The sequence below is a fragment of the Flintibacter faecis genome, assembly GCF_014287875.1.
Classification (GTDB): domain Bacteria; phylum Bacillota; class Clostridia; order Oscillospirales; family Oscillospiraceae; genus Lawsonibacter; species Lawsonibacter faecis_A.
This window is the reverse complement of the sequence record NZ_JACOPN010000001.1, coordinates 24,925-44,612: the sequence shown is the minus strand read 5'-3', so window position 1 is coordinate 44,612 and position 19,688 is coordinate 24,925. Positions and strand designations below refer to the sequence as shown.

Below are 19,688 nucleotides of genomic sequence, written 5' to 3'. Positions count from 1 at the left end.
AATGAGTTACGCTGAGTTTGACGCCATCCGCATCGGCATCGCCTCCCCCGAGCAGATCCGCGAGTGGTCCTTTGGCGAGGTCAAGCGCCCCGAGACCATCAACTACCGCACCCTGAAGCCCGAGCGGGACGGCCTGTTCTGCGAGAAGATCTTTGGGCCTACCAAGGACTGGGAGTGTAACTGCGGCAAGTATAAGAAGATCCGCTACAAGGGCAAGATCTGCGACCGCTGCGGCGTGGAGATCACCAAGGCCAAGGTCCGCCGGGAGCGCATGGGCCACATCGAGCTGGCCGCCCCCGTGTCCCACATCTGGTACTTCAAGGGCATCCCCTCCCGCATGGGTCTGCTGCTGGATATCAGCCCCCGCATTCTGGAGAAGGTGCTGTATTTCGCCGCCTATATCGTCATCGACCCCGGCTTTGCCCCCCTGTCCAAAAATCAGATCCTGTCTGAGAAGGAATACCGGGACATGCGGGAGAAGTATGAGGACGACTTTGATGCCGGCATGGGTGCCGAGGCCGTGAAGAAGCTGCTGCAGCAGATCGACCTGGAGGAGCTGTCTCAGCAGCTCCGGGCCGAGCTGAAGGATGCCTCCGGCCAGAAGAAGGCCCGCATCGTCAAGCGGCTGGAGGTGGTGGATGCCTTCCGGCTGTCCCACAACAAGCCCGAGTGGATGATCATCGACGTGCTGCCCGTGCTGCCCCCCGAGATCCGTCCCATGGTCCCCCTGGACGGCGGCCGGTACGCCTCCTCTGACCTGAACGACCTGTATCGCCGGGTCATCAACCGCAACAACCGCCTCAAGCGCCTGATCCAGCTCAACGCCCCTGACATCATCGTCCGCAACGAGAAGCGCATGCTGCAGGAGGCTGTGGATGCCCTGATCGACAACGGCCGCCGGGGCCGCGCCGTCACCGGAGCCAACAACCGCGCCCTCAAGTCCCTGTCCGACATGCTCAAGGGAAAGCAGGGCCGCTTCCGTCAGAACCTGCTGGGCAAGCGTGTGGACTACTCCGGCCGTTCCGTTATCGTGGTGGGTCCCAGCCTGAAGATCTATCAGTGCGGCCTGCCCAAGGAGATGGCCATCGAGCTGTTCCGCCCCTTCGTCATGAAGAAGCTGGTGGAGGACGGCCTGGCGAACAACATCAAGGCCGCCAAGAAGATGGTGGAGAAGGGCGAGGGCGCCGTTTGGGACGCTCTGGAGTTCGTCATCAAGGAGCACCCCGTCATGCTCAACCGTGCGCCTACGCTGCACCGTCTGGGCATCCAGGCATTCGAGCCTGTGCTGGTGGAGGGCCGCGCCATCAAGCTGCACCCCCTGGTGTGTACCGCCTTTAACGCCGACTTCGACGGCGACCAGATGGCCGTTCACGTCCCCCTGTCCGCCGAGGCCCAGACCGAGGCCCGGGTGCTGATGCTCTCGGCCAACAACCTGCTGCGCCCCCAGGACGGCGGCCCTGTTACCATCCCCTCTCAGGATATGATCCTGGGTGCCTATTACCTCACCTTCACCCGGGATGAGGAGGGCACCGGCCATATCTTCGCCGACAAGAACGAGGCCATGCTGGCCTACGATGCCGGCGTGGTCACCCTGCACTCCCCCATCAAGGTCCGCATCTATAAGGAGATCGACGGTGAGATGCGCCACAAGCTGGTGGAGACCACCGTGGGCCGCCTGATCTATAACGAGGCCATTCCCCAGGACCTGGGCTTTGTGGACCGCACCGATCCCGAGCACATGTTCGACCCGGAGATCAACTTCGTGGTGGGCAAGAAACAGCTGGGCAAGATCATCGACAAGTGTATCAACAAGCACGGCTTCACCAAGTCCGCCGGTATGCTGGATGCCATCAAGGACCTGGGCTATCACTACTCCACCGTGGGCTCTCTGACCGTTGCCATTGCGGATATGACCGTACCCGCCAAGAAGTATGAGCTGATCGCCGAGACGGAGAAGGAGATCATCAAGATCGACCGCCAGTATCGCCGTGGTCTGATCACCAACGAGGAACGCTATCGCCTGTCCGTGGCTGCCTGGGAGAAGACCACCGCCGATGTCACCGTGGCCCTGCAGGAGAACATGGACCGCTATAACCCCATCTTTATGATGGCCGATTCCGGCGCCCGTGGTTCTATGGCCCAGATCCGTCAGCTGGCCGGTATGCGCGGCCTGATGGCCGATACTGCCGGACGTACCATCGAGATCCCCATCAAGGCCAACTTCCGTGAGGGTCTGTCCGTACTGGAGTACTTCATCTCCTCCAGAGGTGCCCGTAAGGGCATGGCCGATACCGCCCTGCGTACCGCCGACTCCGGTTACCTGACCCGCCGTCTGGTGGACGTGTCCCAGGAGGTCATCATCCGGGAGGAGGACTGCGGTACCACCGACGGCATCGACGTGGCCGAGATCGAGGAGTATGGCCAGGTCATCGAGACCTTTGCCGAGCGTATCCATGGCCGGTATCCCTCTGTGGACATTGTGGACCCCGCCACCGGCGAGGTGCTCATCACCCGGGATACCATGATGCGCAAGGACGATGCCGAGAAGCTGGAGGCCCACGGCATCCACTCTGTGAAGATCCGCTCCGTGCTGACCTGCCGCTCCAGAAGCGGCGTGTGCTCTAAGTGCTATGGCATCAACCTGGCCATCGGCGAGCCCGTTGGCGCGGGCGAGGCTGTCGGTATCATCGCCGCCCAGTCCATCGGCGAGCCCGGTACCCAGCTGACCATGCGTACCTTCCACACCGGCGGCGTGGCCGGCGGCGATATCACCCAGGGTCTGCCCCGAGTGGAGGAGCTGTTCGAGGCCCGCAAGCCCAAGAAGATGGCCCAGCTGGCCGAGATCAGCGGCAAGGTTTCCATCGAGGAGACCAAGCGCAACGTCATGTGCAACCTGACCATCACCGCCGACGACGGCGAGGTGGTGACCTACGCCCTGCCTTACTCCGCCGGCATCAAGGTGAAAGACGGCGACACGGTGCCCAAGGGCCTGGAGCTCACCGAGGGCGCTCTGTCCCCCCACGAGGTGCTGCGTATCCGCGGCCTGTCTGACTGCCACAACTATCTGATCCGCGAGGTGCAGAAGGTGTACCGTCAGCAGGGCGTTGACACCAACGACAAGCACATTGAGGTCATTGTCCGCCAGATGATGCGAAAGGTGCGCGTGGAGGAGGCCGGCGATTCCGATCTGCTGTCCGGCTCCACCATCGAGATCACCGAGTTCCGGGATGCCGAAGAGGCCGTGAAGGCCCGCATCGCCGCCGGGGAGAAGAACGAGATGGGCGAGGAGCTGCGTCTGCCCACCTGTACCCGCCTGCTCATGGGTATCACCAAGGCCTCTCTGGCCACCGAGTCCTTCCTGTCCGCCGCCTCCTTCCAGGAGACCACCAAGGTCCTCACCGAGGCCGCCATCAAGGGCAAGGTGGACCACCTGCTGGGCCTGAAGGAGAACGTCATCATCGGTAAGCTGATCCCCGCCGGTTCCGGCCTGGCTCAGTACCGCAAGGACGACCCCATCGACGACGAGGGCAACCTGCCCGGGATGAACGTCACCTCCCCTTCTGTGGTGGCCGAACCCCTGGCAGAGCCTACCCAGGAGGATGCTGACGGCGCTGACAAGGACGACGATCTGTTCTTTGAGGTCGGCGCTATGGAGCTGGAGAAGCCCACTGAGAGCGACCAGCCCCAGGCCTGATGCCTGACGTTCCTGCTGCAATCAACCATAAAAACTGCCGCACTTCCGACCAAACGGAAGCGCGGCAGTTTTTTAGTTCTTATGGGGCAGGGGACTGACTTTGAATGGCGGAGAGCAGGAGCAGTCCCGCCCCCAGATAGACCCCACAGGCCAGAGCGGCCAGGACACAGAGAAGTGTGCAGAACCGGCGCAGACGGGGCCGGCCCCGGAGCAGCTTCTGGGAGAGGGGGGCCCCGGCGGCAAAGAGCAGGAGCAGCCCCGCCGCCGCACCCAGGGTCATGATGTTCCACCTTTCCCGGCGGGGAACAGGTCCCGGTCCTGCAGCAGCACGTTCAGGATGCCCTGGACATATTCCAACGAGCGCTGAAAGCCCCGGCGCAGGTTGTCGATGTCACTGGGGTCGGCATCAAATGGCACTTGGGCAAAGCGCACCGGGGTGTGGATGGCCAGGAAGAGCCGCCCTGGCTCCAGATGGACCACCTCGGGCGGGGTCCCGGCGGCCCGGGTGAGAGCCTCCTCCGTGGCCTGGGAGAGGGCCGCCGGGGCGTTTTCTATCTGGAGGGTGAGACACAGGCCGGAGAAGACCTCCTCCGTCTCGTCGGAGTGGACCTGGTCCCGCTCGACCTGGTACACGTGCTCCAGGGTCCCGTTGGCCGCCGAAAAGCGCACGTTCTGCCAGTGCCCGGTGTGGGTCTGCTCCAGCCTGCAGCGCTCCCAGTTTTGCCCCTGGGGCCACACCTGGCGGAGCAGACTCTCGTCTAACGTCAGGCCCGAGCGGGGGGAGTCGGGGCCGAAGGCCCCCTCCGTGATGGCACGGAGCTCATCCCCAAGCTGGGACTGGATGAGGGCATTGCGCTTTTTGTCGCAGAGCAGGGTGGTGGCGATGCCCGCCAGCAGGACCGCAGTGAAGAGGAGTATGGGCAGTTTGTTCCCCTCCCCCTGGCCGAAGAGCCAGCCGATCAGCGTGCAGACCACCCCGATAAAACCCAGCAGGAATAGGAGCAGGCCCCGGCGGCTGTTCCGCTGGAGCTTCATCAGCTTTTGGGAGAGGAGCTCCTCACTTAATTTTTCGTTCATGGTATTACCCCCAGTTGTCCGCCCAGTCCGGGCCCCAGAGTTCGGCGGGGTCCAGGGGCGTAAAGTCAAAGCCCGCGGCGAAGAGATTCCCGTCCTGGTCGTAGGCCAGGCCGTCCTCACCGACGGAATAGTTTTCGGGCATATAGAACATTCTCAGCCCGTCGAAATAGACCAGGCGCCCCTCGAAATAGGTGAACTTGGCCTGATCCAGGTGGTACAGGGCGATCTCCTGGGCCGTGCCCTGCTGATAAAAGACACCGGAGAAGGTGCCGTCCGGCTCCTGGGTCTCGCTGGGAGAGAAATAGAGCATCAGAATGTCGTTCCCCAGGCTGAACTTGGGGTATGCCCTGCCGTTGAGGAACAGATAGGGCCCCCGTCCATCGTGGGCATCGGCCAGGGTGCCGCTGGCCACGCCCCTGGACTGGCTGCTGTAGGCCATGTACTCCATCCGGTCCGTGTCGATGACCAGCAGCTCGTCCAGGGGGTCCTGCCACACGCCGTCCAGGGCGGCAAGCTGTCCCTCGTCGGCCTGGAGGAGCTGGTCCCACATGGTCTCCTCCTGGTCAAAGCGGGTGAAGACCATGCCGTCTATATTCTCCCGGTCAGAGGAGCCGTTCTGGTCCAGGACGAAGCCCTCCCCCTGGGGCAGAAAGTCATAGAGAAAGTTGTCATAGGACAGCATGGGCCGGTCCTCTAAATCCATGTCCCCGGAGCCCAGGCGGCCATAGTAGGTGAGGTAGAGATAGCGGCTGTTGTCCGGGTCCAGCAGGAGGAAGTTCTGCAGCCCGTCGGTCCACACTCCGGCCAGCTCCTCCGCCGTCATGGACGGGGGAGGAGCTGGCTCTGTCTCGCCGCCGCAGGCGGTCAGGCCCAGAAGCAAAGCGGACAGCCCCAGCAGGGGGAACCGTTTAGTGCGTTTCATCTCGTTGGCCTCCTTTCGGCTTACCCTAAGTCAAAATACAGACTGGTGTAGGGGTCGATGGTGGGCATGTCCATGATGTTGCCCCCGGGGCAGATGCTGTCCAGATTTTCCCGCTTGCTCAGTTCGGCATAGGTACCAGGCTGGGCCTCCACCGCCAGGACCAGACCGTGATAGTCCTCCGGCATGGTGACCACATAGGTCTTGGTCATCACGTCGTAGACATCCCCGGTGGTACCCGACCAATTCACCGTGGTGCGAAATTCGATGTCATAGCTGCTGCCCCGCCACTGGATGGTCTGGGTGTCCGGCGCGCCGCCGGAGGCGGTGGGGGTGTAGGAGGCGGTGTCGGTGAGCCAGGTGCCGGTGTTATAGTCGTACAGGCCGCTGGTCACGGTGGTGGCAAAGGTGCTGTTGAAGATGGGCAGGTCGGGCAGATAGCAGACGGCGTTGAATTCCAGCTGCCGCTGGCCGCCGCTGGTTTGGTCCCGGATGATGTCCACCGACCAATAGCAGTCCCGCAGGGTGTAGTCATTCCCGCCGGCGGTGTAGCAGGCCAGGCCGTTTTTCAGCAGATAGCTGCCGCCGTCGGTCTGGGCGGTGAGCTCCAGCCCCTTCTGTTCAAAGAAGGGGACGGAGGACTGGATGGTATCCGTGGGGACCAGCACCCCGCCGTTCACGTTGTCCAGCAGGGTCCCGTCGGGGGAAGCGTCCAGGCGCAGGGTATCCCCGTTGCCGTCGAAGTGGAGCTCCACCCCGGAGCTGTCAGCCAGGACCACGCCGTCATAGAGCACCTCGTCCGCCGAGTTGACAAACTCCCAGGAGGCATCCTCGTGGATGCGCAGCCACAGGTTTTCGTCCTGATATTCCCACAGGCCCACATAGGCGGCCACCGGGTCCTCGTCCCCGCCAATGGTGTCATAGGACTGGTCAGGCTGGAACACATAGCGCGTCTCAGGCTCCCACAGCCAGACCAGATGGGTCTCCCCCCCGTCGGCGGTGGAGAAGTCCACGGTCACGTCGGTCTCCCCGTCGCCGTTGAGATCGTCGAAGGAGATACTGTCAAAGTTGTCCCGGGCGTTGGGCACGGTCATGGGAAATTTCACGCTGTCATACAGCAGCTGCTCCGGCCGGTCCCAATAGAAAGCGGCGCTCTCCTCGTCCACCGTGACCACCACGTCCACGCTCTGTCCGTCGTGGGTGATGGTGCCGCTGGCCGCCACAAGGCCGGTGGTGCGCCAGTCGTCCCCGGCCACGTCCCCATCCCCGCCGCAGGCGGCCAGGGAGAGGACCGTTCCCGCGCACAGGATCAGGGCGAGGGATTTACTGCGGATGTTCATGTCACTGCTCCTTTCTGAAAAACGGTCACTCCAGGCGGTCGTAGTACTCGTTGTCCTCGCCCCAGGTGATCTCGTCGGTGTCATAGTCGAATATGCGATAAGACAGGCCGTAGGGGTCGGAGACGGCGTAATAGGTGTAGGGCTCGGTGTCGGAGGGGATGATGGAGCCGTAGTCCATCTCGGCATTCTCCGCTCCGGGGGCCCGCTGGTAGAGGTGCCAGCTGCCGTCGGAGTCGATGACGATAAAGCTGTCCGCGTCTAAATCGCCGTTGCGGTACCAGATGCCGGCGAAGGCGGTGGGGTCGGCCTCGGCGGCGGACCAGCCGCTCTCATTCGTGTCGTAGTTGGTGCTGGTGTCGCCGTCTGTGGGGTCAGTGCCGCTGATGTAGATCCAGCTGCCGTCGCCGCTGTCGTCTCCAAAGTCGATCTGGCCGGGGACAAAGGTGCCGAAGGTGGCCAGGGTCAGGCTGCCGTCGTCGTTCAGGGTGATGGGGTGGCCCACGCCGTCGTGGTCGTTGTGGGCATAGATGCAGTCATAGTCCGCCTCATACTGGAGATAGCCGCTGGCCGCCAGGTCCTCCTGGCTGTACAGGCCCCACAGATATTCGCCGTCGCCGGAGGTGATCTCCAGATAGGCATAGGCGCTGTCCCCCTCGGGGAGCCAGGTGCCCACAAAGGCGTCGGCATCCGTCTGGATGTCATAGTCCTTGACCATGGACATGGAGTCCGGGGGCGTGAGGTCCGGGCTTCCGTCTGTGGTGTCGCTGCTGCCGCAGCCGGAGCACAGCAGGGTCAGAGCCAGGGCCAGGCCCAGAGCGGGGGCAAGATAGTTCTGTTTTTTCATGTTTGATTCCTCCTGATGGCGTTGTTGCCTGATTGGGCGGGGTCGGCAAGCGTAAGCTGGGAAAATATGTCGGCATAGAGATCAGACAGGTCCTCCGCAGCCTGGGGCGTGGCGCGGAAAGCATAGAAGTAGGTGTGGCTGTCGGTGTTCAGGGCAAACACGGTCCAGTCCCGCTGGTCCTCATTCGCTCCGGTGGTGAAGGTGATGCGGTACACGGGGTAGGAGAGGGCCTGGGAATCGTCCGGGTCCTGCACCACATCACCAAACTGATAGGCGGTGGACGATTCCGGGTCCAGGGCCCGGGCGGCGGCACAGAGATAGTCGTCCTCATCCACCCCGTCGATGATGCGGTTGGGTTGGCAGACGTTGAAGACATCCGTCTGCCCGTCCTGGGTCACATCCTGATAGAAGTAGGTGCCGTCGGGATAGTTCTCCGCGGTAACGGATTCCATCCCCGTAAAGGGCAGGGCACCGCCCATGAGCGCGGGGACGGTCTGACCGCCTGTGCTGCCGTCGCTGCTGTCGGACACAGACTGGTTGGGCTGACCGACAGACGAACTGCTGCCGTTCACGTCTGTGCCGGGCTGGGCCTGGCCGCATCCGGCCAGCAGGGCGAGCATCAGGGCCGCCGCCAGGGATCGGCTGAGTCGTTTCATGTGTATTCCTCCTTGCATTGTGTCAGTGCTCCCGCTCTGCCATGGCTAAAATTTCGTCGTGGCTGAGCTCCACGCCGCCGAAGCGGACAAAGATGCCGTTGGTCACGGCGCTGTTCCACACCTGGGGCTGAAAGATGGACTGAAAGCGGAATTTGTCCCGATAGGGCTTCATGTCCAGCAGCAGACGGCTGCCGGAGACAAAGTCCACCTGAAGGATATAGTCGGCCAGGGGCGCGACTGACGAGATATACTTCCGGTACAAGCGCCCTCCTCCTTTCCCGAAAAATAAAACATCCACCGTACAGCTTTATTGTACGGTGGATGCTGATTTTAGGGTATTAACCAATGGTTAGGAATTTGCCAGCTGGATGAGCTGTGCCCGCTTGGTGCGGGCATCCCCTTCGATGTGCAGCTTGGAGTAGATCTGATTGATATACTGCTTCACGCTGCCTTCGGACAGGAACAGCTGCTGGGCGATCTCCCGGTTGCTCAGGCGCTGGACGGCCAGGGCGGCCACCTCCTGCTCCCGCTGGGTGAGGGAGGCGAAGGCGGCGGGGCAGGCATCCCGCTCCGTCAGGCGGCAGCACCGGACCAGCCAACGGGAGCCTGCATCGGCGATCTGTTCCGTGAGCGGGGAGACGGGGCACAGGGACAGCAGGTCTTTCAGATAGCGGAGGTTTTCCACAAAGGGCAGGATCAGCCCGTCTGGCTGGGCCTCGGCCAGGGCGGTGTGCAGCAGAGCCAGGGCATCCCGCTCCTTGCCCAGCATGGCATAGGCTGCCGCCGTCTGCAAATTGATATGGAGGGCCACCAGAGCATAGTGCAGCCCGCCGCAGGCCGCCAGCAGGCCGGGGGCGCGCCCGATGACCTTGGCCCAGGCCCCCTGGGCCAGATAGACCTGGTTTTCCATGAGGTCCATCATGGGCCGCCCCGGGGCCAGAAAGTTCACCGAGGACAGCCGGTGCCCGGCGAAGAGCTCCGGTATCCGGTCCGTGTCCTCTAAGAGCGCATAGTAATAGGAGCAGGCGGCGGTGAAGATGTTCACCCAGGAGGCATTGTGCTGGCCCAGCAGGGCGGCGCGGCGCTGCTCCGGGGTGTACCGCAGGGGGGTGTCGGCGCACAGGGACAGGCGCAGGGCCAAAAAGTCGGCGCACAGGGCCATGTTCTCCTGGCCGTTGCCTTCGATCTGGGCATAGGCCCGTTCTAAATGGATGTGGGCATCGGAAAAGCGGCCCTGCATCAGGGCGGCCTCCCCGGCCATGATGGTCTCCGCCCCCTGGCCGTGGCCCTGGGTGATCTTATAGTAGTGGGGCATACATTCGTCCATCTCGGCCAGCTCCCGGTCCAGGGCTCCGTTCTGGCGGTGGAACATCATCAGCACCGAGGGGGAACCAAAGGTCCAGCCGCCGCTGTTCTGGATGCTGATGGCAGGGCGGGACATCTGGGTGCTGGCGCTGCGGTGCAGGCGGCTCATGGCGCTGATGTCGTTGTACATCAAAAAGCTCATGATAAGGTCGCACTCCCCCAGCAGGTTTCCCCGCTCTGACCGGTCCATGTCCGGGGCTTCGCTGATGGCAGACAACAGCAGCTCTTTCAGCTCCAGCATTTTGGGGATGCGCCGCCAGTTGAACATGCTGCGCATGAGTACCAGCAGGGCCAGGGGGTGGGCCTTCAGCGTTTCCGCCGGACAGTTGTCCAGAAAGTCCAGCACAGTCTCCGGCTTTAAGGAGGCGAGCAGGATACCTGCGTCCAACCGAATCACCCGCAGCAGGGCGTGGTCGTCCCCGCCCCGGTGATAGGCGGACATGGCATGGAGATATTGCCGCCGGGCCTCATACCACCTGCCGTAGCGGCGGTGATAGTCCTGCTGCCGCCCCTGGGGCAGGGTAAGAAAGGCCCGCTGGGCGCACTCCTTCATCATGTGGTGGAAGCGATAGGCGCAGCCGTCGGGCAGGCGGGTGACAAAGGCGTTCTGTCCGGTGAGGGCGGCCAGAATGTCCTCCGCGTCATCATATCCGGTGATCTCCCGGGCCATGTCCACAGTGAACTCGTCGGCCAGACCCATCACCGCCAGAAATTCCCGCTGGCGGGGAGGCAGGGGGTCGATCAGGGCGGCGGAGAACATGGTATAGATGTCTGAGCGGCTGTCGGGCAGGGCACCCCGCTCGGCCAGGGTGCGCAGATTCAGATAGATGGCGGAAAACCAACCCTCGCTGGAATAGAGCAGGGTCTCGATCTGCCTTTCAGAGAGCTGGGTCCCGCACCGGTGGGCATAGACGGCCAGTTCCGTGTGATTCAGCCGCAGCTGGTCCGTGCCGATAAGACACAGCCGCCGCCCCAGGCGGACGGTCTCCTCCGGGGGGAGAAAGCGGTCCCGGCTGGCCACGATAAGGTGGACAGACTGGGGCAGCCGGTTGGCCAGGGTACACAGAAAGGCAGCGGCCCGGCCATCGGTGAGCAGATGGAAGTCGTCGATGAAGATATACCAGGGTGTCTCCCCGGCAAAGGCCCGGCACAGGTCGTCAGAGAGCAGGCTGGCCCCGGCATCGTCGGTGGGACAGGGGCAGTCGGCCAAAAAATCCAGTCCGGCGTGGACAAAGGCATCCTGCACGCTTTTCCAGAAGATGGCCAGGTTGTCGGAGTAGACGCTGACCCGGACGATATGGACCGGCCCCTCCTGGGCGCGCTGAGAGAGGTACCAGTTTACCGCCGTGGTCTTGCCATAGCCCATGGGGGCCACCACCGTGGTCAGAGCACAGTGGGCGATGGGCCGCAGGCACTCCTGCAGCCGCTCCGAGATATAGACGGTATTCAGGTCGCCCTTCCGCTTGGCCATAACAGTGCCCTCCATTTTCTGAGAAGTTACAACTTTTGTTGGGTCATCATTTCCTGTATTGTAACATAGCAGGATGAATTTGGGTAGATACCGGAAAAGAAAACCGCCCTGACCAGAATCCTTGTCACCGGCGGGGGAGTGTGGTAGGATAGTACCAATACGACAAGATTTTCAGACAACGGGGGCGAAGGATGAGCAGACTGTTATTTACGCTGGCCCTGGCCGTGGTGGCGTGGGTCATCTCACTAATTACTGGCGGCGGACGGCGGCAGGTGGCAAAAATACCGGAGGGGATGGGCATCCTGTGCCAGCCGCCGGGGAAGCGCTATGTGCTCTATGCCCTGGGGGTCGTGGTGGCGGCGGTGGTCGCCTTTTTCAGCGTCCTGTATATCCTGGACGGAGCGCCGGAGAAGGCGCGGCCCATGTGGGCCCTGTGTATCGCAGAGGCCATCCTGACCATGGTGGTCACCACCCTGGGGGGCAACATGATGGCCCGGGAGTGCGTTTATTTTAACGGGGAGGAGCTTCAGATACACCGGGCCTTCCGAAAGACTCAGGTCTATCGCTGGAGCGACATTCGGAGAATATCCGGCAGCTTTGACCGAATACTCCACCTGTATCTCTTCGACGGGACAAAAATCCTGTCGGTGGACGTGGGGATGCTGAACTATGACGTCTTCTTCCTGGTGCTGAAAAAGGCGTGCCCCGGGGCCGTGGCGGACTACTACTGGGAGCAGACCCAGGAGAGACCCGAGACACACGCCCTGGGCTATGGCGGGGAGTATTTCCTGCTGGCTGGCATGGGTATTTTGATCCTGGCGGTCTATCTGGCTATGCTGGCCCAGTTGGGGGGCAAAAAGTTGATCGAAATGCTGCTGGAGCGGGAGCCCTCCCAGTGGTTTGCCGTCTGGTTTGCCCCGGTGTGCGGCTTGGTGAGCATCATAGGGCTGTTCATCTGCGCCGCCACCAGCATTCGCTACTCCCAGGAGAAACTGGTCCTCCGGTATCCCCTGAGAAAAAAGCGGGAGGTTTATTGGCGGGAGATAGAGCGGGTGGAGGTGGTCCCGGTCAAGGGGCAGGTCAGGGTCTGGAAGACCCTGCGGCTGTACACCCAGGGCAGGGTGTATAAGCTGAACTTGGCCCGGCTCAGACGCGGGAGGGACGGTTTTATGACGGAGCTGTACCAGATGGCGGAGCGATATGAGATACCCTGCGTGGAGATGAAAGCATAAAGACAGAAAAGCATAAAAAAGCTGCGGAGAACTTGCCGAACCGGCGTTCTCCGCAGCTTTCCTTTCAGTTTAAGTGTTACGTTTTATTCCTGGGTGCCCTGGGGGTGATACTGGGCGCAGGTACACTTTTTCCACTTCAGACCGCTGCCGCAGGGGCAGGGGTCGTTGCGGCCGATCTTGATGACCCGCTTCACGGGCTCCTTGCGGATGACATCCTCGCCGCCGCCGGACTCGGAGGTGACCTTGGCCACACGCTCACGCTTGACCTCCTCGTTCTTGCGCAGACGGACCAGGAACAGGCGGCGCAGAGTCTCCTCCTGAATGGCGGCCACCATGTTCTCGAACATCTCGTAGCCCTCCTTCTTATAGGCGACTACGGGGTCGGTCTGGGCGTAAGCCCGCAGGCCGATGCCCTGCTTCAGCTCGTTCATGGCATCGATCTGGTCCATCCAGTATTCATCCACCACCCGGAGCATGAGCACCCGCTCCAGTTCCCGCATGAGGGGCGCGCCGATCTCCTGCTCCTTCTGGGCATAGACCTCGTGGGCCTTGCCGCTGACCAGGTCTACCAGACCCTCGGCATCGTACTGCTGCAGCTCCTCGTCGGTGAGCTCCAGCTCGCCGGGCTTGAGGAACATGGTACGGAAGGGGGCCACGGCCTCTCGGAAGGCCTCGGCATCCATGTGCTTCTGCTCGCCCATGTGGCCGTGGATGGCGTTTTCCACCATGGAGTGGAGCATGGTCTGGATGGAGGCCTGCAGGTCCTCGCCGTCCAGCACCTGGCGGCGCTGCTTATAGATGACCTCGCGCTGGGTGTTCATCACGTCGTCATACTGCAGCACGTTTTTCCGGGTCTGGAAGTTCCGGGACTCCACGCTCTTCTGGGCGTTCTCAATGGCACCGGACAGGATCTTGGCATCGATGGGGGTGTCCTCGTCCACGCCCAGCTTCTCCATCATACCCATTACCCGCTCAGAGCCGAACAGGCGCATGATGTCGTCCTCCAGGGACAGGAAGAAACGGGTCTCGCCGGGGTCGCCCTGACGGCCTGCACGGCCGCGCAGCTGGTTGTCGATGCGCCGGGACTCATGGCGCTCGGTGCCCAGGATGAACAGACCGCCCACCTCACGGGCCTTGGCGGCCTCGGCCTTGATGGACTCCTTATACTTGGCCTCGGCCTGGGTGAACATCTTCCGGGCGTTGAGGATGTCCTCGTCGTCGGTCTCGGCAAAGCCGGTGGCCTCGGCGATGAGGGCATCGGACAGGCCGGCCCGTCTCAGGTCGGACTTGGCCAGATACTCGGCGTTGCCGCCCAGCATGATGTCGGTGCCGCGGCCGGCCATATTGGTGGCCACGGTGACGGCCCCGAACTTGCCGGCCTGGGCCACGATCTCGGCTTCCTTCTCGTGGTTCTTGGCGTTGAGCACGTTGTGGGGGATGCCCCGGCGGCGCAGCAGGTCAGACAGCTCCTCGGACTTCTCAATGGACACGGTGCCCACCAGCACGGGCTGGCCCTTCTTGTGGCACTCCTCGATCTGGTTGAGGATGGCCCGGAGCTTTCCGGCGGTGTTCTTATACACCACGTCGGGATGGTCGATACGGGCGATGGGCTTGTTGGTGGGGATCTCTACGATGTCCAGCTCGTAGATGGTGCCGAATTCCTCCTGCTCGGTCATGGCGGTACCCGTCATACCGGACAGCTTGTCATACAGGCGGAAATAGTTCTGGAAGGTGATGGTGGCCAGGGTCTTGGACTCGTTGGCCACCTGAACGCCCTCCTTGGCCTCGATGGCCTGGTGCAGGCCCTCGTTATACCGGCGGCCGAACATCAGACGGCCGGTGAACTCGTCCACGATGATGACCTCGCCGTCCTTGACCACATAGTCGATGTCCCGCTTCATCACGCCCCGGGCCTTGATGGCCTGGTTGATGTGGTGGGACAGGGTGGTGTTCTCCGGGTCGGCCAGATTCTCCAGGTGGAAGAACGCCTCCGCCTTTTGGATGCCGGGGGCGGTGAGGGTGGCGGTGCGGGCCTTTTCGTCCACCACATAGTCGGCGTCGATGTCGACGTCCTCCTCCTCCTTCTCGTCCACCTTGGCGATACGCTTGCACTTCAGGCGGGAGACGAACTGGTCCACAATGGTGTACAGCTGGGTGGACTCCTCGCCCTGACCGGAGATGATCAGGGGGGTGCGGGCCTCGTCGATGAGGATGGAGTCCACCTCGTCCACGATGGCGAAGGAGTGGCCCCGCTGGACCAACTCCTGGGAGTAGATGGCCATGTTGTCCCGCAGATAGTCAAAGCCGAACTCGTTGTTGGTGCCATAGGTGATGTCGGCATCATAGGCGGCCTTCTTTTCCGGGCCCATGACCCCGTGGACCACCAGGCCCACGGTCAGGCCCATGAAGCGGTAGACCTTGCCCATCCACTCGGAGTCGCGCTTGGCCAGATAGTCGTTCACGGTGATGACGTGGACACCCTTTCCGGCCAGGGCGTTCAGATAGGCGGGCAGGGTGGCCACCAGGGTCTTGCCCTCGCCGGTGCGCATCTCGGCGATGCGGCCCTGGTGCAGCACGATGCCGCCCACCACCTGCACCCGATAGGGGCGCAGGCCCAGCACACGCCACGCGGCCTCGCGGCAGGCGGCAAAGGCCTCGGGCAGGATGTCGTCCAGGGTCTCGCCGTTGGCCAGACGGGCCTTGAACTCGGGGGTCTTGGCCTGAAGCTGGGCATCGGTCAGGGCCTTATACTCCTCCTCCAGGGCATCCACCTTGTCCGCAATGGGATAGATGGACTTCAGCTCCCGCTGAGAGGCCGTGCCGAAGATCTTGGTAAACAAACTCATATTCGCAAAACACCTCTTGGTCGTGATTTGTTGTCTCTGTTTTTGTGCGGCGGGATGACCATAATCCCGCACTTTAACAATATCGACTTAGTATATCACAATTCTCCGGTGGAAGAAAGACCAAATTGTAAACTTTCCAACAGAATCCAGAACCGAAACCGGAAGAAATCCGTCAGAGACGCATAAATGTTTTTCGTGGGTTGACAAACGGCCCCGGTTGTGCTATTGTTACAGTCACAACTGAATCAGACAGACGAAGTGTGCAGGAAAACAGCGGGGGTCCGCTTGCCGAAGGAGTAACACTCTCAGGTGTCCCGGATGGGGGACGAGGACTGTGCACGGATGTGACTCTGGAGAAGCTCGCCCCACGATACGAGTGCCGAAGGTGCAATGCGGCTGAACGCCGCTAATCTCTCAGGCAAAAGGACAGAGGAAAACCCACCGGCTGGCCGGTGTGCGCAATTCTATTCGCACACGGGGAAGTCGTTGCAGGTGCTTTTCTTATGGACTGTGGAGCGTTGGCTCCCCGGTCCATGTTTGTTTTCAGGGGGAGAAATTCTGTGTGTGCGCCAAGGGCGCAAAAGGAGAGATCGCAAATGTCTATGTTCGCTTCCGTAGAGGCAGTACTCTATCCTGTGGTCTGCCGGATCAACGAGTATCTGTCCAATTACATCCTGGTGTTCCTGCTCATCGGCGTGGGTCTGTGGTACACCGTCCGCACCGGCTTTGTGCAGATCCGCTTCTTCGGCGAGGGTATGCGCAAGGTGTTCGGCAACCTGTCTCTCAACGGCGGCAAGCAGTCCAGCGGCATGACCTCCTTCCAGGCCCTGGCCACCGCCATCGCCGCCCAGGTGGGAACCGGCAACATCGTGGGTGCCTCCGGCGCCATTCTCACCGGTGGTCCCGGCGCCATCTTCTGGATGTGGGTCATCGCCTTCTTCGGCATGGCTACCATCTATGCTGAGGCCACCCTGGCCATCAAGACCCGCCGGGTGGACAAGGACGGCACCATCCACGGCGGCCCCGCGTACTACATCACCACCGCCTTTAAGGGCGGCTTCGGCAAGTTCCTGGCCAGCTTCTTCGCCGTGGCCATCACGCTGGCCCTGGGCTTTATGGGCTGCATGGTCCAGTCCAACTCCATCGGCTCCGCCTTCCAGACCGCCTTTGGCGTGCCCTCTCAGTTTGTGGGCGTGGTGCTGGTCATCTTCTGCGGCTTCATCTTCCTGGGCGGCGTGAATCGTCTGGCCGCTGTCACCGAAAAGGTGGTGCCCGTGATGGCCGTCATCTTCCTGGTGGGCGCTGTGGGTATCCTGGTGGTGCGTATCCAGGATGTCCCCGCTACCTTTGCCCTCATCTTCAAGTATGCCTTCCAGCCCCAGGCCATCATCGGCGGCTCCTTCGGCTATGCCATCAAGACCGCCATCAGCCAGGGTGCCAAGCGCGGCCTGTTCTCCAACGAGGCCGGTATGGGCTCCACCCCCCACGCCCACGCCCAGGCCAATGTGAAGGACCCCCACGATCAGGGCGTGGTGGCCATGGTGGGCGTGTTCATCGATACCTTCATCGTCCTGACCCTGAATGCCCTGGTCATCATCTGCACCCTGTACACCGACGGCGGTATGCTGGCTGACGGCGTTATCCCCGAGGGCGTGAACAAGACCAACCTGGCCCAGCTGGCCTTCGGCAGCGTGCTGGGCGACAGCGTGGGCTCTGCCTTTGTGGCCGTGTGCCTGTTCTTCTTCGCCTTTTCCACCGTGCTCAGCTGGAATCTGTTCGGCAAGATCAACGTCATCTATCTCTTTGGCAAAAAGGCCGCCAAGGGTTATGCCGTCATCGCTCTGGTGTTCCTGTATCTGGGCACTGTGATGTCCAACGACCTGGTTTGGGAGCTCACCGACATGTTCAACAACCTGATGGTCCTGCCCAACGCCATCGCTCTGTTCGCCCTCACCGGTATGGTCCTGTCCTCCGTCCACAAGGCGGCCAACAAGGGCCAGAAGATCGAGAAGTGATCTTCTCCTTATTTAATAGAGCATCCAGAAAGGCCGACTGCGTTGCTGCGCTGTCGGCTTTTCTCTTGTCCCCGGCCCCGGGGCGTGTTATGATAGAGCATACAAGAGCGACGCAAGGCCCCGGAGTGCCGGGGGAGAGAGGATGTACCGCATGAACTGGAAGAAAAATGCTGTCCACACCGCCGAGATCACCGGCTACACCGCCGAGGGCATGGGGGTGGCCCGGCTGGAGGGCCGGGTGGTCTTTGTCCCCGGGACCATCCGGGGGGAGCGCTGGACCGTCCGTCTGGAGAAGGTGACGAAGAACGTGGCCTGGGCCCGGGGAGTGGAGCTGCTGGAGGGCTCCCCGGAGCGGCTGGAACCCGACTGTCCCCTGGCGGGCCGGTGCGGCGGCTGTCAGTTCCGGCACATGACCTATGCCGAGGAGCTGCAGGCCAAGGGCCGACGGGTGGCCGATGCGCTGGAGCGTGTGGGCGGCGTGAAGCTGGAACTGCCCCCGGTGCTGGGGGCGGAGGAGCCGGAGCGCTATCGGAATAAGGTGCAGTTCCCTGTGGCCCAGGAGAAGCGGGGGCTGGCCATCGGCTATTACCGCCCCCGCAGCCACGACGTGCTGGATGCGCCGGACTGCCTGCTCCAGCCCCTGACCGTCACCGCCCTGCGGGGGGCCGTGAAAGAATGGATGGAGCGATATCAGGTCCCCGCCTATGGGGAGGAGGACGGAACCGGACTGATCCGGCACCTGTATGTGCGCACCAACAGCCGTGACCAGGCTCTGTGCTGCCTGGTGGTCAACGGGACCGGCCTGCCCTTCCAACAGGAGCTTGTGGATGCTCTGCGCCGGGTGTGCCCGGGCCTTGTAGGGGTGGTGCTGAATTTCAACACCCGGGATACCAACGTGATCCTGGGAGAGGAATACCGCACCCTGTGGGGCCGGGACTATCTGGAGGAGGAGCTGTGCGGCCTGACCTTCCGGCTGTCGGTGCCGTCGTTTTTCCAGATCAACCGGGCCCAGACCCAGCGTCTCTATCAGGTGGCCCTGGACTTTGCCGGGCTGCACGGGGACGAGACGGTGCTGGACCTGTACTGCGGCATCGGGACCATCTCCCTGGCCCTGGCCCGGCAGGCGGGGCAGGTCATCGGGGCGGAGGTGGTGCCCCAGGCCATTGAGGATGCCAAACAGAATGCCGCCCGGGCGGATATCCAGAATGCAGAGTTTTTCTGCGGCGATGCCGGGGCGGTGGCCCAAAAGCTGGCCAATGAAGGAGTCCGCCCCCGGGTCATCTGCGTGGACCCGCCCAGAAAGGGCTTGGGACCGGAGGTTCCCGCTATCTTGGCCTCCATGGCCCCGGAGCGCATCGTCTACGTCTCCTGCGACCCCGCCACCCTGGCCCGGGACGTGAAACGGCTGGGAGAACTGGGCTATCAGGTGCAGAAAGCACAGGCCGTGGACCTGTTCCCAAGAACGTGCCACGTGGAGACGGTAGTCTTGATGTCAAGGAAATAAAATCAAGTGCCAGAAAGCGGCGTATTTCCGGGCTTTTTCGGAGGTTTGGATTTGAAGCCAGACTTCTGAAAAAGCTCGGTTTTCTTATATGGAAACATATCTGCTGCAAAATGTGTGTCAGGTTGTAACCTCGGAGTAGATGGCGCGATTTGAGACAGTGGATTAGATGTGAAGGAAAAAATGGCGAGTCGGAATTGACCGAGCTCTTTAGAGCGAGGGATGCTTCTTGTCCGAAGGGCAAGAAGCTGGGACAGAGAAAGCGTTTAACAACTCGGAATTTGCGGAGACGATGAAATGATTAGGAAATACGTTGATGGTGATATAGACGCAGTAATGCAAATATGGTTGAGTACGAATATTCAGGCACATAGTTTTATATCTCAAGATTACTGGAAAAGCAACTTTGATATGGTAAAAGAAATGATGCCACTTGCAGAAATATATGTGCATGAAGTTGACAATGCAAATCAGATAGATGGATTTATTGGATTAAATAACGACTATATTGAAGGAATCTTTGTAAAAGCTGTAGCACAGTCAAAGGGAATCGGAAAACAATTATTGGATCAGGTGAAGAAAATCAAGTCCACTCTAAAATTGAACGTTTATCAAAAAAATGAGCGAGCAATTCAATTTTATCTACGAGAAAAATTTAGTATCCAATCTGAATGTGTAGATGATAATACGGGAGAAAAGGAATTTACAATGGTATGGAAGCGTTAAAT

14 protein-coding genes and 1 riboswitch are annotated in these 19,688 nt (G+C 61.5%); of the genes, 5 read left to right on the top strand and 9 right to left on the bottom strand.

Annotation, left to right across the window (positions count from 1 at the left end; genetic code table 11):
• Window position 1: 1 nt before the first annotated feature.
• Complete coding sequence (gene rpoC / locus H8S55_RS00200) at window positions 2–3,694, top strand: DNA-directed RNA polymerase subunit beta' (RefSeq protein ID WP_147562495.1); 3,693 nt, start codon at window positions 2–4, stop codon at window positions 3,692–3,694.
• A gap of 79 nt (window positions 3,695–3,773) precedes the next feature.
• On the opposite strand, the gene H8S55_RS00195 is transcribed toward rpoC, so the two are convergent.
• The 8 genes from H8S55_RS00195 to H8S55_RS00160 all read right to left on the bottom strand — a co-directional run bounded on the left by H8S55_RS00195 (window position 3,774) and on the right by H8S55_RS00160 (window position 11,366).
• Complete coding sequence (locus H8S55_RS00195; RefSeq protein WP_186877313.1) at window positions 3,774–3,974, bottom strand: hypothetical protein; 201 nt, start codon at window positions 3,972–3,974, stop codon at window positions 3,774–3,776.
• Complete coding sequence (locus H8S55_RS00190; RefSeq protein ID WP_186877312.1) at window positions 3,971–4,771, bottom strand: hypothetical protein; 801 nt, start codon at window positions 4,769–4,771, stop codon at window positions 3,971–3,973. Before H8S55_RS00190 ends, H8S55_RS00195 begins: the two co-directional genes overlap by 4 nt.
• 4 nt (window positions 4,772–4,775) lie before the next feature.
• Window positions 4,776–5,693 (bottom strand): hypothetical protein, encoded by a 918-nt coding sequence (locus H8S55_RS00185; RefSeq protein WP_186877311.1) that lies wholly within the window; start codon window positions 5,691–5,693, stop codon window positions 4,776–4,778.
• 20 nt (window positions 5,694–5,713) lie between these two features.
• The gene (locus H8S55_RS00180; RefSeq protein WP_186877310.1) at window positions 5,714–7,030 is read right to left on the bottom strand and encodes a hypothetical protein; all 1,317 of its coding nucleotides are present in this window, start codon (window positions 7,028–7,030) and stop codon (window positions 5,714–5,716) included.
• Between the two features lie 25 nt (window positions 7,031–7,055).
• The gene (locus H8S55_RS14310; RefSeq protein WP_147562500.1) at window positions 7,056–7,874 is read right to left on the bottom strand and encodes a hypothetical protein; all 819 of its coding nucleotides are present in this window, start codon (window positions 7,872–7,874) and stop codon (window positions 7,056–7,058) included.
• Window positions 7,871–8,530: a hypothetical protein gene (locus H8S55_RS00170; RefSeq protein WP_186877309.1), complete on the bottom strand. Its 660-nt coding sequence runs from the start codon at window positions 8,528–8,530 to the stop codon at window positions 7,871–7,873. Before H8S55_RS00170 ends, H8S55_RS14310 begins: the two co-directional genes overlap by 4 nt.
• A 22-nt stretch (window positions 8,531–8,552) precedes the next feature.
• Window positions 8,553–8,792, bottom strand: a complete 240-nt coding sequence (locus H8S55_RS00165; protein WP_147562502.1) for a hypothetical protein — start codon at window positions 8,790–8,792, stop codon at window positions 8,553–8,555.
• 87 nt (window positions 8,793–8,879) lie between these two features.
• Window positions 8,880–11,366 (bottom strand): winged helix-turn-helix domain-containing protein, encoded by a 2,487-nt coding sequence (locus H8S55_RS00160; RefSeq protein ID WP_186877308.1) that lies wholly within the window; start codon window positions 11,364–11,366, stop codon window positions 8,880–8,882.
• Window positions 11,367–11,557: 191 nt separating this feature from the next.
• Here H8S55_RS00160 and H8S55_RS00155 point away from each other — a divergent pair, with 191 nt between their 5' ends.
• A complete protein-coding gene (locus tag H8S55_RS00155; protein ID WP_186877307.1) occupies window positions 11,558–12,598 on the top strand; it encodes a hypothetical protein in 1,041 nt (346 codons plus the stop codon).
• A gap of 83 nt (window positions 12,599–12,681) precedes the next feature.
• Here the strand turns inward: H8S55_RS00155 and secA are convergent, their stop codons facing one another.
• Window positions 12,682–15,444, bottom strand: a complete 2,763-nt coding sequence (gene secA, locus H8S55_RS00150; RefSeq protein WP_186877306.1) for a preprotein translocase subunit SecA — start codon at window positions 15,442–15,444, stop codon at window positions 12,682–12,684.
• Between the two features lie 340 nt (window positions 15,445–15,784).
• Window positions 15,785–15,884, top strand: a riboswitch (glycine riboswitch).
• Window positions 15,885–16,040: 156 nt separating this feature from the next.
• On the opposite strand from secA, the gene H8S55_RS00145 reads away from it, so the two are divergent.
• From H8S55_RS00145 to H8S55_RS00135, 3 genes are all read left to right on the top strand, one after another.
• A complete protein-coding gene (locus tag H8S55_RS00145; protein ID WP_227145421.1) occupies window positions 16,041–17,459 on the top strand; it encodes an alanine/glycine:cation symporter family protein in 1,419 nt (472 codons plus the stop codon).
• Between the two features lie 151 nt (window positions 17,460–17,610).
• Entirely contained in the window at window positions 17,611–18,963 is a 1,353-nt protein-coding gene (gene rlmD / locus H8S55_RS00140; protein WP_186877305.1) for a 23S rRNA (uracil(1939)-C(5))-methyltransferase RlmD, read from the top strand.
• A 294-nt stretch (window positions 18,964–19,257) separates the two neighbouring features.
• Window positions 19,258–19,686 carry a GNAT family N-acetyltransferase gene (locus tag H8S55_RS00135; protein ID WP_186877304.1) on the top strand — a complete coding sequence of 143 codons (429 nt, stop codon included), beginning with the start codon at window positions 19,258–19,260 and terminating at the stop codon, window positions 19,684–19,686.
• The last annotated feature ends 2 nt before the right edge of the window (window positions 19,687–19,688 follow it).